Annotated in this window: 17 protein-coding genes; 9 read left to right on the top strand and 8 right to left on the bottom strand. The window is 62.1% G+C overall.

Annotated features, from left to right (window positions below):
• Positions 1–101: 101 nt before the first annotated feature.
• From DGA31_RS26185 to DGA31_RS26170, 4 genes are all read right to left on the bottom strand, one after another.
• On the bottom strand, positions 102–1,274 hold the full coding sequence (locus DGA31_RS26185; protein ID WP_056835911.1) for an MFS transporter: 1,173 nt from the start codon (positions 1,272–1,274) through the stop codon (positions 102–104).
• A gap of 93 nt (positions 1,275–1,367) precedes the next feature.
• The gene (locus tag DGA31_RS26180) at positions 1,368–1,856 is read right to left on the bottom strand and encodes a DUF3237 domain-containing protein (RefSeq protein WP_338322870.1); all 489 of its coding nucleotides are present in this window, start codon (positions 1,854–1,856) and stop codon (positions 1,368–1,370) included.
• A 35-nt stretch (positions 1,857–1,891) separates the two neighbouring features.
• On the bottom strand, positions 1,892–3,226 hold the full coding sequence (locus DGA31_RS26175) for an alginate export family protein (protein ID WP_109514466.1): 1,335 nt from the start codon (positions 3,224–3,226) through the stop codon (positions 1,892–1,894).
• 129 nt (positions 3,227–3,355) lie between these two features.
• Entirely contained in the window at positions 3,356–4,624 is a 1,269-nt protein-coding gene (locus tag DGA31_RS26170; protein WP_109514465.1) for a serine hydrolase domain-containing protein, read from the bottom strand.
• 143 nt (positions 4,625–4,767) lie between these two features.
• Between DGA31_RS26170 and DGA31_RS26165 the strand changes: the two genes are divergently transcribed.
• The gene (locus DGA31_RS26165; protein ID WP_109514464.1) at positions 4,768–5,391 is read left to right on the top strand and encodes a TetR/AcrR family transcriptional regulator; all 624 of its coding nucleotides are present in this window, start codon (positions 4,768–4,770) and stop codon (positions 5,389–5,391) included.
• A 266-nt stretch (positions 5,392–5,657) separates the two neighbouring features.
• Here DGA31_RS26165 and DGA31_RS26160 read toward each other — a convergent pair whose 3' ends face one another.
• Positions 5,658–5,987: a hypothetical protein gene (locus DGA31_RS26160; RefSeq protein WP_152035082.1), complete on the bottom strand. Its 330-nt coding sequence runs from the start codon at positions 5,985–5,987 to the stop codon at positions 5,658–5,660.
• Between the two features lie 53 nt (positions 5,988–6,040).
• Here DGA31_RS26160 and DGA31_RS26155 point away from each other — a divergent pair, with 53 nt between their 5' ends.
• The 7 genes from DGA31_RS26155 to DGA31_RS26125 all read left to right on the top strand — a co-directional run bounded on the left by DGA31_RS26155 (position 6,041) and on the right by DGA31_RS26125 (position 13,125).
• A complete protein-coding gene (locus DGA31_RS26155) occupies positions 6,041–7,279 on the top strand; it encodes an OprD family porin (RefSeq protein WP_109514462.1) in 1,239 nt (412 codons plus the stop codon).
• A 230-nt stretch (positions 7,280–7,509) separates the two neighbouring features.
• Positions 7,510–8,316 (top strand): NAD-dependent epimerase/dehydratase family protein, encoded by an 807-nt coding sequence (locus DGA31_RS26150; RefSeq protein ID WP_109514461.1) that lies wholly within the window; start codon positions 7,510–7,512, stop codon positions 8,314–8,316.
• 26 nt (positions 8,317–8,342) lie between these two features.
• Positions 8,343–9,221: a glucurono-1,5-lactonase gene (locus DGA31_RS26145; protein ID WP_056835923.1), complete on the top strand. Its 879-nt coding sequence runs from the start codon at positions 8,343–8,345 to the stop codon at positions 9,219–9,221.
• Between the two features lie 61 nt (positions 9,222–9,282).
• A complete protein-coding gene (locus DGA31_RS26140) occupies positions 9,283–10,254 on the top strand; it encodes a TRAP transporter substrate-binding protein (RefSeq protein ID WP_109514460.1) in 972 nt (323 codons plus the stop codon).
• A gap of 67 nt (positions 10,255–10,321) precedes the next feature.
• The gene (locus DGA31_RS26135; RefSeq protein WP_109514459.1) at positions 10,322–10,849 is read left to right on the top strand and encodes a TRAP transporter small permease; all 528 of its coding nucleotides are present in this window, start codon (positions 10,322–10,324) and stop codon (positions 10,847–10,849) included.
• Positions 10,850–12,130, top strand: a complete 1,281-nt coding sequence (locus DGA31_RS26130; protein ID WP_109514458.1) for a TRAP transporter large permease — start codon at positions 10,850–10,852, stop codon at positions 12,128–12,130.
• A 74-nt stretch (positions 12,131–12,204) separates the two neighbouring features.
• Positions 12,205–13,125 (top strand): EamA family transporter, encoded by a 921-nt coding sequence (locus DGA31_RS26125; protein WP_056835931.1) that lies wholly within the window; start codon positions 12,205–12,207, stop codon positions 13,123–13,125.
• Positions 13,126–13,323: 198 nt separating this feature from the next.
• On the opposite strand, the gene DGA31_RS26120 is transcribed toward DGA31_RS26125, so the two are convergent.
• The gene (locus DGA31_RS26120) at positions 13,324–14,616 is read right to left on the bottom strand and encodes an MFS transporter (RefSeq protein ID WP_109514457.1); all 1,293 of its coding nucleotides are present in this window, start codon (positions 14,614–14,616) and stop codon (positions 13,324–13,326) included.
• A gap of 272 nt (positions 14,617–14,888) precedes the next feature.
• On the bottom strand, positions 14,889–15,275 hold the full coding sequence (locus DGA31_RS26115) for a con-10 family general stress protein (RefSeq protein WP_109514478.1): 387 nt from the start codon (positions 15,273–15,275) through the stop codon (positions 14,889–14,891).
• 277 nt (positions 15,276–15,552) lie between these two features.
• On the opposite strand from DGA31_RS26115, the gene DGA31_RS26110 reads away from it, so the two are divergent.
• Positions 15,553–16,338, top strand: a complete 786-nt coding sequence (locus DGA31_RS26110; RefSeq protein ID WP_056836075.1) for a sulfite exporter TauE/SafE family protein — start codon at positions 15,553–15,555, stop codon at positions 16,336–16,338.
• Positions 16,339–16,520: 182 nt separating this feature from the next.
• Here the strand turns inward: DGA31_RS26110 and DGA31_RS29715 are convergent, their stop codons facing one another.
• Entirely contained in the window at positions 16,521–16,724 is a 204-nt protein-coding gene (locus DGA31_RS29715; RefSeq protein WP_152035081.1) for a hypothetical protein, read from the bottom strand.
• Positions 16,725–16,804 lie beyond the last annotated feature (80 nt).

Here is a 16,804-nt window from a genome sequence, read left to right as displayed (position 1 = left end):
GCAAATGATTTGTGCACGTAATGTGGCAAACATGGCTTCACCTCTTTGCACAGGCGTTGGAAAACGGCGACCCGCTGCAGGCCGCCTGGCGACAAGGCCGATTACGAAGAGGTGCCCAGTGACGAATCGCCGGCATGCTTGCGGGTCAGGGCCAGCATGACCAGCATCAGCACGCCGCCGAGCATGATCGTGGCCGCCGACAGCACGAAGATGCTTTGCCGGCCGTCTTCCTGCATGAACAACGCCAGCAGGGTCGGCGCGGCGGCGGCCGCCGAGACCTGCACCACGCCCACCAGCCGGGTCAGGCGTCCTTGCGGGTCGTGGGTGACGACCGAGGACATGTAGTAGGACAAGGCCAGGTTCCAGCCCAGGTTCATCAGGAACACCGCCAGCGCCAGGTCCACCGTGTCATGAATGCGGTAGGCCAGCATGAAGATCGACACCAGCACGATCAACGAGCCGGCGAGGATCATCGGCACCCGTCCCAACCGGCGCCCCAGCAGGCTGGGCAAGGCCGCACCCGGCAAGCCGCCCAGCAGGCCCATGCTGATTGCCCAGCCAATGTCTACCGGGGCAATGCCGGCGTCACTGCCGATGCCTTCGACGAAGCCCCACAATGAATAGATCGACAATTGCAGCAACAGCATGCCGGCCAGCGAGCAGACCCCGATGATCGTCAGCCCCGACAGGTGCCCGCCTGTACGCGCCGGTACCACCTCGTCGACCTGCCGGGCCGGCAGGCACAGGCAGGCCAGGCACACCAGCGCATACCAGCCGGTCAGGAACCCGATCGCCCAGTAAAAACCCCAGCGCTCGGCAACCATCGGCATGACCACCGCGCTGAAGGCAAACAGCGCCGTCTGTACGAACAGCAGGATGCCGTAGGAACGGTCCGGGCCACTCATCCGGCCCAGGCAGTAGATGGCGTACGAGTACAGCACGCCGGCGCACACGCCCGACACCAGGCGCAAGGCCATCAGGTGGTCGAACTGCAAGACACTGGCGGTAAAGAAGTTGGACAGAAACAACAACAGCCCTGTGCTCAGGCCGATGCTGCGTGCCCCCAGGCGACGGATCATCGGCAGGCACAACAAGGTGCCGACAATCGAGCCGCACATCTCGGCTGACATGACCCAGCTTTGCTGCACCAGGGTCAGCGCCAGGCGCTCGGTGAGCAGGCCGATGAAGATCGGCTGCACGCCGATCACGATGATCGAGGCGGCCGCAATAAAGATGCAGGCTGCACGCACCGTCATTTGATGAGTCGTTTTCATGAGAAATACCCGTACGGCTGGCCGTCGTTCGGCGATCATGCCAGCGTGTGAAGTTCGTTGTCAGGGCGTGGCACCGTCATCGACGGTGTCCGGTCAGGCCAGGCGATAGCAGTCGATGACCACCTGATCGGAGGCCGGGTACAGCGCGCGACCGATGAATGTCCCTTGGCTCAGCCATTCCAGCCGCCCGAGCGGGACCTGGAAGCGTGGCGTGCAGGTGCAGCGGTAGTGCATCGGGTCGAGCGGCCAGTGGCCCTGCGCTTCAAGCGCCCGACCCTGCTCGCTCAGCAGCAGCAAGCCGGTGTTGTGGATATTGATCAGTTCGCCCTGATCGGTCTGCAGGCTGTAGCGCGCGTCCAGTTCACCCACGCCGTCGGCGCGTTGCCGATAGAAGTCGGCGCCCCCGGCCAGCACCTGGCCACGGATGGCAGGCCCTTCGAAGTGCCCGCCCAGGATCGGGTAGTTGCTGCGCCGACCATCGGCACTCTCGCCCAGGTCAACGGCCGCGACCGTAACCTCGATCGTCATCACCCACTCGAGCGCCGGCAACGAGCGCCCGGTTTGCACGTTTGTCGTCATCATGTCGTTCAGCCCTGGCATCTGCGATGCCGCCGAGGTCAATAGCGGTAGGTGAAGTACAACTCAAGAGCGCTGAAGCGCTCGTCATTGCCGAACACCTGTCTGGCAGCAGCCTTGGCCGTGACCCAGTTATAGGACAGCGAGGTGTACAAGCGCGGCGTGGGCGTCCAGTCGAGGTACACCACCGTTTCGTCGGCAAAGCGGCGGTCACTGACCGGCGCGCCCTGGTAGTTGTCCTTGTCGAGCCAGAACTGGTAGTGGATGGCGCCGAGGGTGAACGCTTCGTTGAGGCGGCTCTTGAGCGAGAACTGTTGGACCCGTTCGTTGCTGTTGAACAGCAGGTAGTTGCCCACCACGTCGCCGACCAGCCAGGTGCTCCAGTCGACAAAGCCCTTGGCGAGCGGGTCCCAGGCTTTCTGGCGGTTGTCGGCCAGGTTGTCGTCACCGGAAAACGTCGCGTAGCGGTAACCGAGCATGGGCGTGAACGGCACGCTGTCGAAGGTGTAGTCGGCCTGGGCATACCAGGCGCTGGCGTCATAGTCGACCCCTGCGCCGCTGCCGCGCTCGACGGCGTATTCACCGTTGAGGTTCAGGTTCGGCAGGCCGGGCATGCGGGCGTTGAGCGCACGCAGGTTGTAGACCTGCATGCCGTCGCGACGAGCCTGGACCCGACCCTGGCTCGCCAGGGCGTCGACCTTCAGGGCCGTGGCGCCCAGGGTAACCTGGCCATTGAGGTCGTAGTCGAGGTTGCCACCGGTCAGGCGGAAGTCGCCCAGGTGATCATCGGTGCGCAGGCTGAACGCCTGGGCCTGCCAGGGTCCCTGGTGCCAGGCCATGATTGCCGAGTCCTTGAACGCGGTGCGCGGGCCCAGCCAGTAGGCGCCGTCGCCAAAGGCATCAAGGTTGCCGTCCATGACGATAAAGCCGGTGCCGATCTTGTAGTTCTGCCGCCCGGCAGTGAAGGTCCACGCCCCGGCGCGCAGGCCGGCGTAGAGTTCTTCGGTGGTGGCGTTGCCGTCGGAGCTGCGGGTAAAGCCGCCGGCGTCGCCATCGCCCAAGGTGGTGGCGGCGACCATCGAGCCGCCGGCCAGCAGGCTGACGTCATTGCCCAGGGCATAATCCAGGGTCACGCCGGGCTTGATATACATTTCCTGCCAGTCAATCTTGCTGCCGCCATTGCTGCCATTGCGAATATCGACCCGGCCGGCGCCGAAATTCACCCCGCGCGTGCTCACTGTCGCCGCCCCGGCGGTGAGGTTGACTTCACCCTTGAGGTTGCCGTCCTCGAAGGTGTAGCCGGCCCAGGTGGGCGAGCTGGCCAACGGCAGGCCGCAGGCGAGCAGCACGCAGGAAAAACGCGTCGTTGCATACATATGAAGCTCCTGTGCATTTGTTTTTGTATTACAGGGCAGTGAAAACGTGGCGCAGTCGGCCACAAGGCCTGGCGGGGCCAGGCCAGGACACCGGTGGAACCGGTGCCCGGAAATCTTGTTATGGACGAATCAGGCGGGCTGCTGCGCCAGGTGCCGGGTAATGGCGCGGAACATGCGCACGCTGTCGGCATCGAGGTCGGTGACCGCTTCAGGCAATGAGGACTGCTTGACGATCACCACCTGTGACACCAGGTCGACGAACAGGTACTGGCCATGAATGCCGCCGGCCATCAGTGCCTGACTGTGATCGTTGAACACGTACCACTGGCTACGGTAGGAAGCGCCCGGGGTCCATTGCGCAAAGCTCTGGTTGTCGGCATAGATCAGAGGATCACCGCCTGCGGCAACCGCCTCGATCACCTCGGGGGCAAGCAACGGCTGACCGTTGTACAGCCCTTTGGTGGCCAGCAACTGGCCGAAGCGGGCCATGTCACGCAGCGTGGCGCTGAAGCCGGCACCGGCGACACTGCGCCCCCAGGGGTCGGCCATGAAATAGCCGTCGCGCTCACAGCCCAGGGCTTTCCAGAGCGGCTCCAGCAGCGCGTGACACGAAACGCCCGAGGCGCGCTCCATGACCCAGGCCAGGGCTTCGGTGGTGGCGGTTACATAATGAAAGAAGCCGCCATGCTCGCCGCGCTTGTGCAATGACGGCAGGTACTGGTACAGCGAGGCGTAGCGGGCGTATTCGGCCGGGGCCGGCTGGAAGCCACAGGCATAACCGTATTGCGAGCTTTCCGAGTCGGGGTCGTCATAGACCTCGCTGTAATCAATGCCCACGGCCATGTCGAACAGTTGGCGCACCGTGGCATCGCCAAAGGCACTGCCTTTCAGCTCAGGCACATAGACCTGTGCCTGCAGCGTGTCATCGAGCAGGCCCTGGTGAATCAGTTGCTCGCCGAGCGTACCGATCAATGACTTGGTCACCGAGAACATGATGTGCCGGTCAGTGGCCTGCTGGCCGTTGAAGTAGCACTCGTGCACCACCTGGCCCTTGTGCATGACCAGAAAGCCGTCGGTCTTGCTGGCCAGCAAATGGTCCATGACATTGACCGACAGGCCGCACACGCTCTGGAACGAAAACGCGTCGAGCGGCTGGAGCGCCACCGGCAAGGGTTCGCTCGACAGGCCTGCCTGCACGTCGATGCTCGGACGCAGTCGCGCCAGATGCCGAAAGCCCCAACGGTTGAACGGTGGACGCATCCAGTTGCTCCAGGTCACCCGCTGCGCCTGCCCGGCGGGAAAGCCTTGCATCAGGGCCGGTTCATCCTGCTCGGCCCTGGCGACCGAATGGGCTTGCAGGTACTGGTTGACCAGGGGGTGCTCGACAATCTCGCTCATGGGACGGGTCCTGAAAAATGACTCTGCGTTGGAATTGGGTAAAACAATTAAACCTATAAAAACCTTTAGTCAATAAAATATTTGCCCAATGAAACGCTGGCTGCCTATCATCCGGCCGTGGATCGGGATTTTCAGGAGTGCATGTGAGCGGATTGCGGGAACATCAAAAGCAGCAGCGACGCCAGGCCATTGCCTCGGCGGCGATCGAGCTGTTTCAGCGCCAGGGTTTCCAGGCCACCACTATCGAGCAGATCGCCAAGGTCGCCGGAGTGTCGGCGCCTACGGTGTTCAAGTATTTCGGCAGCAAGCAGGAAATCATTCTGGAAATGGTCAGGGAAGCCGACCGTCGCGCCATTCATGACCTGCGCGAGCAAGTGCGCGATATCGACGACCCGGTCGATGCGCTCTGCCACATGGAAAGCCTGCTGGTGGGCTACAGCCTCGAAGTGTTGCCGGCGTCGCTGTGGAAAGAACTGCTGCCGCTGATTCTTACCGGCGGCACCGACCTGCCCGAAGCCTATCGCCAACTCAACGGCGGCCTGCAGGCCGAGATTGCCGGTGTGCTGCGCGAGCTGCAAGGCGCCGGCAAGCTGCGCCCTGACCTGGACGTGATGCAAGCGGCGTTCATGCTCAATGACTACTCCCATCTGCAACTGCTGCGCCTGACCAGCAGCGTCACGCCCGACCTGCAGGCGCACCGCGAGAACGTGCGCATGACCACCCGTTTCATGTTCGAAGGCATGCGCAACCCGCTGATGCCGGGCTGATCGTCTACTGCACCAGAGGCGCAGCAAACAGCGTAGGAGCGCGCTCTGCCCGCGACCGAGTGCGTAGCGCTCGCAAAAATTGTGTGGCCGCTGAAAATTTACGACTGCTAACGCAGCCGGTCGCGGGCAAGCGCGCTCCTACAAGTGATTTCAAAATCGATAAGATCAACACGTTATTTTGTGTTTGATGAATGTGGCGGTGACCCCAGGCAGGCAAGGGCAAACCGGCCATTATCGGGACGGTCGAGCATGTCATCAGATGTCTTTTAATTATTTTTAGCTGGCCACAAGCCGCTATGTCTATGAATTGCCCGGGAAACCTCCAGTAACTGCGACTTAAGGCTAATAACCCAGCCGTTGACAAGTTTTTCACGCTTCTTAATAATCGCGACAGTCATACGATAACGCACAACAAAAACAACAATGAGTGAGTCGCCTATGTCGCCTTTATCCCCGCGCGTCCGCGCACCGCATTCCTGTACTTCGCCACCGGCCCATTCTTTCAGTTCACCAAGCGCTGTCGAGAATCCGTAGCGGCCTGCCTGCACGCCCGAGGGGCGGCCCGCAACGACCCTGACAACCTCTGCCCTTGCCACGGCCATATGCCTTGTGGACGGGCTGTCTCACCCTGAACGGAAGCACAACAATAATGAAAATACGCCAGCCCCTTCCCTTTGCCCTTCTCAGTGCCAGCCTGCTCGCCAGCCTGCCCGGCGTCAGTTCTGCTGCCGGTTTCATCGAGGACGGCAAGGCCACGCTCGGCCTGCGCAACTTCTACATCAACCGTAATTTTGTCGACCCGGCCAACGCCCAGAGCAAGGCCGAGGAATGGACCCAAAGCTTCATTCTGGATGCCCGCTCGGGCTTTACCGAAGGCCCGGTCGGTTTCGGCGTGGACGTGCTGGGCATGTGGTCGCTCAAGCTCGACGGCGGTGGCGGCACTTATGGCACGGCGCTTCTGCCACGGCACAGCGACGGCCGCCCGGCCGATGATTACGGACGCCTGGGCGTGGCGGCCAAAGCGCGGTTTTCCAAGACCGAACTGAAAATCGGCGAGTGGATGCCGGTGTTGCCGATCCTGCGCGCCGACGACGGTCGCTCATTGCCGCAGACCCTGCGTGGCGGCCAGATCACCTCGAAGGAAATCGAAGGCCTGACCCTCTACGGCGGCCAGTTCCGCGCCAACAGCCCGCGCAACGACGCCAGCATGGAAGACATGAGCTACGGCGGCGGCCTGTCGGACCGCTTCAACTTCGTCGGGGGTGAATACACCTTCAACCAGAACCGCACCCTGGTGGGCGTCTGGAACGCGGTGCTCAAGGACGTCTACGAGCAACAATATGTGCAACTGACCCACAGCCAGCCGATCGGCGACTGGATCCTGGGCGCCAACCTGGGCTACTTCCAGGGCGAGGACGATGGCTCGCGCCGCGCCGGCCGCCTGGACAACAAGACCTACTCGGGCATGTTCTCGGCCAAGTACGGCGTCAACACCTTCTATGTCGGCCTGCAGAAAGTCAGCGGCGACACCTGGATGCGCGTCAACGGCACCAGCGGCGGCACCCTGGCCAACGACAGCTACAACGCCAGCTTCGACAACGCCAACGAGCGCTCCTGGCAAGTGCGTCACGACCTCAACTTCGCCGGCCTGGGCGTGCCTGGCCTGACCCTGATGAACCGCTATATCAGCGGCCAGGACGTGCACACCGGCGCGATCACCGATGGCAAGGAGTGGATCCGCGAGTCGGAACTGGCCTACGTCATCCAGAGCGGCACCTTCAAGAACCTGAACGTGAAATGGCGCAACTCCAGCATTCGTCGCGATTTCAGCACCAACGAATTCGACGAGAACCGCCTGATCATCAACTACCCTCTGTCGATTCTGTAGGACTTGAAAACGCTCGACGCTCGGATTGCCCGCCACCCTGCGGGTAACCCGGCACATTTGCAGGGCCCTTGCCGCAGCAATCGCCGGCAAGCCGCCTCCCACAGGTCTGCGCTGTATCAGGCAGACCGTGTCGGGACAAATTGACAAGCGGCAAAATGACTGCTGATAATCACCACGGTCATACGACAACATATAACGCACAACAATTTAAACAACTAGCAGAGCTGGCCATGACCACAACACCTTTCAATCGCCTGCTGCTCACCGGTGCAGCAGGCGGACTGGGCAAGGTTCTTCGCGAACGCCTCAAGAGCAGCGCCGCGATCCTGCGCCTTTCCGATATCAGCCCGATGGCACCGGCGGCAGGTCCGCACGAAGAAGTCGTGCAGTGCGACCTGGCCGACAAGGCCGCCGTGCATGACCTGGTGGCCGGCGTGGACGCCATCGTGCACTTTGGCGGCGTCTCGACCGAGCACTCTTTCGAAGACATCCTCGGCCCCAATATCAGCGGCGTCTTCCATATCTACGAAGCGGCGCGCAAGCACGGCGTCAAGCGCGTGATCTTCGCCAGCTCCAACCATGTCATCGGCTACTACAAGCAGGACGAGCAGATCGACGCCCGGTCGGCGCGCCGCCCTGACAGCTATTACGGCCTGTCCAAGTGCTACGGCGAAGACATGGCCAGCTTCTATTTCGACCGCTACGGCATCGAGACCGTCAGTATTCGCATCGGCTCGTCGTTTCCCGAGCCGCAGAACCGCCGCATGCTCAGCACCTGGTTGAGCTACGACGACCTGACCCAGTTGATCGAGCGCGGGCTGTTCACGCCCGGTGTCGGCCACACCGTGGTCTACGGCGCCTCGGCCAACCGCGATGTCTGGTGGGACAACCGCCATGCCGCGCACCTGGGCTATCAGCCCAAGGATTCCTCCGAAGTGTTCCGCCCGGCCGTGGAAGCCCAGCCCATGCCGGCGGCCGACGATCCGGCCATGGTCTACCAGGGTGGTGCCTTCGTGGCCGCCGGTCCCTTCGACTGATCTTCAACGCGCAAGGAAGCCCTGACATGCACAGTGAACTGCTCGTTGATGCGCGCAACCTGACCGGCGAAAGCCCGGTGTGGGACGCCACTGAAAACGCCCTGTACTGGGTGGACATTCCTGCCGGCCAGCTGCATCGCTGGGGGGCGGCCGATGGCAAGCACCAGGTGTGGCAGGGCGATGAGCCGCTGGCCTGTATCGCTCGTCGCGGCCAGGGCTGGATTGCCGGGCGCCAGAGCGGCGTGTTCGAACTGCAGACCAATGACCAGGGCGGGCTGGACAGCCGGCTGCTGCATGCGGTCGAACATGCCCGGCCCGGCATGCGTTTCAATGATGGCCGCTGCGACCGGCAAGGCCGGTTCTGGGCCGGCACCATGCTGATGGATATGCAGGCCGGTGCCCGCGTCGGCGCGCTGTATCGCCACGACGGCGAAGGTCTGCATCTGCAACTGGAAAAGATGATCGTGCCCAACGGCCTGGCGTTCAGCCCCGACGGCACGCGCATGTACTTGTCCGACTCGCACCCGGACGTACAGGCCATCTGGACCTTCGACTACGACATCGACAGCGGCACGCCGCACAACCAGCAGTTGTTCGTCGACATGCGCGCCCTGCCCGGTCGCCCGGACGGCGCGGCCATCGACCAGGACGGCTGCTACTGGATCTGTGGCAACGACGCCGGTCAGATTCATCGCTTTACCCCGGACGGCCGTCTGGACCGCTCGCTCAGCGTACCGGTCAAGAAACCGGCGATGTGCGCCTTTGGCGGCGCGAACCTGGACACCCTGTTTGTCACCTCGATACGCCCCGGCGGCATCGACCTCAGCGACCAGCCCCTGGCGGGCGGAGTCTTTGCCTTGAACCCTGGCGTCAAGGGCCTGGAGGAGCCTGCCTGCCGACGCTGATGCCTGACTGCCGCACTCACATTCGAACGAAACCAGATAATAACAACACCGGAGTTTCACCATGACCTTCAAACGCAAGCTGCTTCTTGCCGTTCTTCCGTTGGCGATCAGCCTCTCCGCGACCGCCGCTGAGGTGAAAATCAAATTCGCCGAAATCCACCCGGCCGGCTACCCGACCGTGGTGGCCGAAGAGAACATGGGCAAGAAACTGAAAGAGGCCAGCAACGGCGAAATCACGTTCCAGATGTTCGCCGGCGGCGTACTCGGTTCCGAGAAAGAAGTGGTCGAGCAGGTGCAGATCGGTGCCGTGCAGATGGCCCGCGTCAGCCTGGGCATCGTCGGCCCTGTCGTGCCGGACGTGAACGTGTTCAACATGCCGTTCGTGTTCCGTGACCACGCTCACATGCGCCAGATCATCGACGGCGAGATCGGCCAGGAGATCCTCGACAAGATCACCAATTCCCAATTCAACATGGTGGCCCTGGCGTGGATGGATGGCGGCACTCGCAGCCTCTATACCAAGAAACCGGTGCGCAAGATCGAAGACCTCAAGGGCATGAAAATCCGCGTGCAGGGCAACCCGCTGTTCATCGACATGATGAACGCCATGGGCGGCAACGGCATTGCGATGGACACCGGCGAGATCTTCAGTGCCTTGCAGACCGGCGTGATCGACGGCGCGGAAAACAACCCGCCGACCCTGCTGGAACACAACCACTTCCAGAGCGCCAAGTACTACACCCTGACCGGTCACCTGATCCTGCCGGAGCCGGTGGTGATTTCCAAGACCACCTGGAACAACATGACGCCTGACCAGCAAGCGCTGCTCAAGAAGGTCGCCCGCGAAGCGCAGATGGAAGAACGCGCCCTGTGGGACGCCAAGTCGGCCGCCAGCGAAGAAAAACTCAAGGCCGCCGGTGTCGAGTTCATCACCGTCGACAAGAAACCCTTCTTCGACGCCACTGCACCGGTTCGCGAGAAATACGGCGCGCCGTATGCCGACCTGATGAAACGCATCGCTGCCGTCCAGTAATACCGTTCCCCACCCAGATGACCCCTGCAGGCGCGGCCACCACCGCCCTGCAGCCTTGGATGTGCCTATGAAAACGTTCTTCCTGCGCCTGAACGACACGCTGTACAGCAGTTGCATCTGGATTGCGGGCCTGTCGATCCTGACCATGACGCTGATCATTCCCTGGGGCATCTTTGCCCGCTACGTGCTGGGCACCGGCTCCAGCTGGCCGGAGCCGGTGGCGATCCTGCTGATGATGGTGTTCTGCTTCATCGGTGCGGCCGCCAGCTACCGGGCCGGTGCGCACATGGCCGTGTCGATGGCCACCGACCGCATGCCCGAGCCACTGCGCAAGCTATTGGCCGTGGTGGTGCAATTTCTGATGATCGCGGTGTGCGTGTACATGACCTGGTACGGCGCGCGCCTGTGCATGACCACCTGGAACCAGTTCATGGCCTCGTTGCCGGGCGTACGGGTCGGCATGACTTACGCACCGATCCCGATCGGCGGGCTGTTGACCCTGGTCTTTGTGCTGGAAAAACTCATCCTGGGCGATCAGAGCCACCGCAAGGTCGTGCGCTTCGACCACATCGAAGAAAACGAAGGAGCCGCCTGAATGGATGCCTTGATTCTCCTGGGCAGTTTCATCCTGCTCATCCTCATCGGAATGCCGGTCGCCTATGCACTGGGCCTGTCGGCCTTGATCGGCGCCTGGTGGATCGACATTCCCCTGCAAGCCATGCTGATCCAGGTGGCCGGCGGGGTAAACAAGTTCTCGCTGCTGGCCATTCCGTTCTTCGTCCTGGCCGGCGCAATCATGGCCGAGGGCGGCATGTCACGACGCCTGGTGGCCTTTGCCGGGGTGCTGGTGGGCTTTGTCCGCGGCGGCCTGTCACTGGTCAACATCGTGGCCTCGACCTTCTTCGGCGCCATCTCCGGCTCCTCGGTGGCCGACACCGCTTCGGTCGGTTCGGTGCTGATTCCGGAAATGGAGCGCAAGGGCTATCCGCGCGAGTTCTCCACTGCCGTAACGGTCAGCGGCTCGGTGCAGGCCCTGCTGACGCCACCAAGCCACAACTCGGTGCTCTACTCGCTGGCCGCCGGCGGCACGGTGTCGATCGCCTCGCTGTTCATGGCCGGTGTCGTGCCGGGGCTGTTGATGAGCGCGATTCTGATGGGCCTGTGCCTGATCTTCGCCAAGAAGCGCAACTACCCCAAGGGTGAAGTGATTCCGCTGCGCCAGGCGCTGAAGATTGCAGCCGACGCGCTCTGGGGCCTGATGGCCATGGTCATCATTCTGGGCGGCATCCTGTCGGGCGTGTTTACCGCGACCGAATCGGCGGCCATCGCGGTGGTCTGGTCGTTCTTCGTGACCATGTTCATCTACCGCGACTACAAGTGGCGCGACCTGCCCAAGCTGATGCACCGCACGGTACGGACCATCTCCATCGTGATGATCCTGATCGGCTTTGCCGCCAGCTTCGGCTACGTCATGACCCTGATGCAGATCCCGGCCAAGATCACCACGGCGTTCCTGACCCTGTCGGACAACCGCTACGTGATCCTGATGTGCATCAACGTCATGCTGCTGTTGCTGGGCACGGTGATGGACATGGCCCCGCTGATCCTGATCCTGACCCCGATCCTGCTGCCGGTGGTGACCGGTATCGGCGTGGATCCGGTGCAGTTCGGCATGATCATGCTGGTCAACCTGGGCATCGGGCTGATCACACCGCCGGTGGGCGCGGTGCTGTTCGTCGGCTCGGCGATCGGCAAGGTCAGTATCGAATCGACGGTCAAGGCGTTGCTGCCGTTCTATGCCGCGCTGTTTCTGGTACTGCTGGCCGTGACCTACATTCCGGCCCTGTCGCTGTGGTTGCCTAGCGTCGTTCTCTGATACTGCATGAATGAAAGGCGGGCCATCCTGGCCCGCCTTTTCTTTTTCTGGCCTTTTGCAAATGGATTGTGCTCATGGCGGTTTCCGCATCTTCTCCTGTTCCATTGCCACGCCACGTGGCCGTGGCCCTGCTCGCGCTGCTGGCCTGCTGTTTTGCCGGCAATCACATTGCGGCGCGCTTCGCTTTCGATGACGGCACCGGCGTCTTGCTGGCGATCCTGTGCCGCTCCGGGATCACCTTGCTGGCCCTGGCCGGCCTGCTGCTGTGGCAGCGCCAGTCACTGAGCCTGCCCAAGGGCAGCTGGCGCTGGCAATTGCTGCTGGGCCTGCTGATCGCCACCCAGAGTTTGTGCCTGTATTCGGCAGTGGCGCGCATTCCGGTGGCGCTGGCGTTATTGGTGGGCAACACCTTCCCGATCCTGCTGGTGCTGCTCGGCTGGGCGCTGGGCGGACCGCGCCCGACGCGGCGCACGGTGTTGTTGATGGGCATGATTCTGGTCGGCCTGGTGCTGGCGCTGGACGTGCCGGCGCGCCTGGCCAGCAGTGGCGAGTCCAACCCGCACTGGACCCTGGGGGTCAGCCTGGCCTTCTGCGCGGCCTGTGTATTTGCCTGTGCCTTGTGGATCACCGATCACAAACTGGCCGCGGTGCGCGGCCCGGTGCGCAGCCTGCTGACCCTGCTGGTGGTGTTCGTGAGCATGATGGTCGCCGGGGCCAGTGGCGTGATGCCTTCGGGGTTGTCGGCACCGTCCAGCAGCACCGGCTGGGTGGCACTGGCCAGCCTGGTGGTGCTGTATGGCATGGCGTTCACCTTATTGTTCGTCTGCGTGCCGCGCCTGAACATGGCGCAGAACGCGCCGGTGATGAACATCGAGCCGATCGCGACCCTGATCCTGGGTTGGGCGCTGCTCAACCAGAGCCTGAGCACCGGACAGGTGCTGGGGGCGGCGGTGGTGATCAGCGCGATCGTGCTACTGACCTGGCGCAAGGCGTGATCCCCCGGTAGGAGCGCGCTTGCCCGCGACCGAGTGCGCAGCGCTCGCAAAAATTGTGTAGACGCTGAAAATCTACGACTGTAAATCTGCGAAACGCTGAAAATTTACGACTGTAAATCTGCGAAACGCTGAAAATTTACGACTGCTAACGCAGCCGGTCGCGGGCAAGCGCGCTCCTACAGATCGGGCGCCTGACAGTCAGGCCGGTTGTGCAAGCGTCTCCCCAGGTGGCGCAGCCGGCTCGCTGCGCACTTCGCGGGCCAGGTTCCATACCAGCACGGCGGCGACGATGTCGAACGCTGCCAGCACCACGAACAGCGGGCTGTAGCCGATCTGCGTGACCAACACACCAAAGACCAGGGTAAACACCGCCGCGCCCAGGTAGCCGAACATCCCGCCCATGCCGGTGGCGGTTGCCACCTGGTCCTTGCTGAACGAGTCGGAGGTGATCGAGTACAAGGCACCCGACAGGGTCTGGTGGGCAAAGCCGCCGATGCACAACAGCGCAATGGCCGTGTACGGGCTGTCCACCAGGCCGATGCAGGCCGGGCCGATCATGCAGCTGGCACCGAACACCAGCACCATCTTGCGCGAGGTGAACAACGACACCTTGCAGTAACGGTGAAACAGCGGGCTCAGGTAGCCGCCCAGCACACAACCGATGTCGGCGGCCAGGAACGGCAGCCAGGCGAACATCGCCACTTCCTTGATGTTCATGTGCCGTTCGGTCATCAGGTACAGCGGGATCCAGGCGTTGAAGGTCTGCCAGGCCGGCTCCGAGAGGATGCGCGCCGACGCAATGGCGTAGAAGTTGCGCTCCTTGAAAATCTTCTTCCAGGCACCCTTCTCGCGCCGGGTGACCTGAAAGTGCGCTTCCTGGCCGCTGAGGATGTAGTCACGCTCTTCGTTGCTTAGCAGCTTCTGGTCCCTGGGGTGCTTGTACAGCAGCAGCCACAGCAAGGTCCAGACGATGCCCGAGGCGCCGACGATCAAAAATGCCAACTGCCAGCCGCTGTGCAGGATGGCCCAGACCACCAGCGGCGGCGCCAGCAAGGCGCCCAGTGACGAGCCGATATTGAACCAGCCGATGGCCACCGAGCGCTCTCTGGCCGGAAACCATTCGGTGGTGGCCTTGACCCCGGCCGGCAAGCCTGCCGCTTCGGTCATGCCCAACAGGCCACGCATGAACGCCATGCTCTGCCAGCCGGTGGCCAGGGCCGCGCCTGCACAGGCCACTGACCACGCCATGGCGAAGACCGCAAAGCCCAGCTTGGTGCCGATGAAGTCGATGAACCAGCCGGCGACCGGCTGCATCAGGGCATAGCAGATCTGCCAGGCCGCAACGATCTTGGCGTACTGCTCGGTGGAGATCGACAGGTCGGTCATCAGCGTCGGGGCGGCGACCGAAAGGGTATTGCGCGCAAGGTAATTGACGACGAGTCCGGCCGTGACAAGGCTGACCATCCACCAGCGGATGCCTTTAATCTTCATGGTTCACCTGAATTATTTTTAGAGGGCGGGTGATTGCCTCGACGTCGAAAAATCTTCGAGACAATTTGTTTCAAAATAATTCTGGCATGTTACCAGACGTCGTACAACGAATTTTGATTAGCCGTTGGTCTATGGCTCAACGCCGGGCGCACCGGTCGTGGTGCGCCCTGAAAAAAGAAGTCGGGAAAGGTCTCAATGCGCGAGAAAGTGCGCAGATGGGGGCTATACACAAGCAAGGGGGCATTGCCCCCTTGCTTCACTGCTGCGTGCCATTACTCCTGGTCCTGCCCTTGCTGACCACCGCCCTGGCCCTGTTGTCCTCCGCGCTTGCCTTGGTGGCCACTGTCCTCATCCTGCTGGCCGCCGCCCTGGCCCTGTTGGTCGCTGCCCTGGTCTTGCTGCCCGGCGCTGTCGTCCTCTTGCTGCATGTCGTCGTCTTGCTGCCCGCCGCTGCCGGATTGTTGTGCAGCATCATTCTGCCGGGAACCGCTACTCGAAGCCTGCCCTCCTTTTCTACCGGCCTCGGCGGCGCGTTCAGGGTCATTGGCAAAATTGCCGTCTGACACATGGCCGCCTTTTTTCCCTGCTTCGGAGGCGCGCTCAGGATCGTTGGCAAAGTTTCCGGGGTTTTCTTTGCCGGTATTTTCTGATTCGGCCATTTCCATATCCTCTTGTCATGGCGAGCCGCTTCAGTGCGGTCGCACCCTGTATGAGGCGGCGACAGAAACAGTTGATCCGTGCAATCGACCAGTGGCCAGACGAATGGACAGGCTATATCCAGCCCTTCTAAAGCCGTGCAGCAACCAATCATCAGGCAATAAAAAAACAAATGGTTATAACCTTAGTCCATATATTCATAACCATCGGGTATATAAGCCGTTATGCTGCCCGCCACTTTTTACCTGACAACAGATAACTGTGGTGTAGGGCGCGATGATGGAAGTTGGCGGTCTTGGTTTTGTAGTGGCCGGCCTGGTGGTCGGTTTTATCGTCGGCATGACCGGCGTCGGGGGCGGCTCGTTGATGACGCCGATCCTGTTGTGGTTCGGCATCAACCCGGCGACTGCCGTGGGCACGGACCTGCTGTATGCGGCCATCACCAAGGCTGGCGGCGTGTACGTGCACAAGAAGAACGACAACATCGACTGGAAGATCACCGGCTGGCTGACCCTGGGCAGCGTGCCGGCGGTCCTGCTGACGCTGTGGTTTCTCAGCAGCCTGGACAGCTCGCCCGATGCGCTCAACGCCATCATCAAGCAGGCCCTGGGTTTTGTGCTGCTGCTGACCGCGCTGGCGATCCTGTTCAAGAAGCGCCTGCTGGCCTTTGCCCATGACCGTGCCGACGGTCATTCGCTGTTCAAGGACTCCAGCCTCAATGGGCTGACGGTCATCACCGGCCTGGTGCTGGGCACCATGGTGGCCCTGACCTCCATCGGCGCCGGCGCCCTGGGCACGGTGGCACTGTTCATTCTCTACCCGCTGCTGCCGACCCGCCGCCTGGTGGGCACCGAGATCGCCCATGCCGTGCCGCTGACCCTGGTGGCCGGCATCGGCCACGCGAGCATGGGCAACATGAACTGGGAGCTGCTCGGGTTTCTGCTACTGGGCTCGCTGCCGGGCATCTACATGGGCAGCCATATGGCGGGGCGGGTTTCCGATGAGCTATTGCGCCCTTGCCTGGCGGTGATGCTGGGGTTGATCGGCTTCAAGCTGGCGTTCTGACTGGCAGGCTGGATAAATCGAGCGCGTTCTCGTTTCGTCCACATCCCTTTCACATCCTCTTCACGTCAGCGATCTTAAAGTTACCCCACTCCTTTGATGAATCCCCTTGGCTCACCTCCCCCGGTGAGCCATTTTTTTGCCTGCCTTTTCTTGCCCGTTACGGATGTTTGACACCTCTGGCGTCACCGCACTTGAGATTCTTCGCTGCTCTTGAGCGTCGACACCATCACCGGCCCGTTGAGCGCACCGGGCGCCTGCAGTTGCGCCAGCCGTTCGCTGCTGTTGCCGTTGACCACCTGGCTGCTCCACTGCCCGACGACACTGGCCAGCCAGGCCAGCAATAGCAATGCAGTCATCTGTAATGTCCAGCGGGTAAGCGTTGCCATGGTATTTCTCCCCTGATCGTTTGCATGCCGGCGATATAACCATCGCTCTGTTGCAATGCCATTGCAATACCTCGCTGAAG

Origin of the sequence: Pseudomonas ovata (assembly GCF_003131185.1) — a bacterium.
Lineage (GTDB): Bacteria > Pseudomonadota > Gammaproteobacteria > Pseudomonadales > Pseudomonadaceae > Aquipseudomonas > Aquipseudomonas ovata.
Note: the sequence above shows the minus strand (reverse complement) of the source record. Positions and strands in the feature narration are given on the sequence as shown.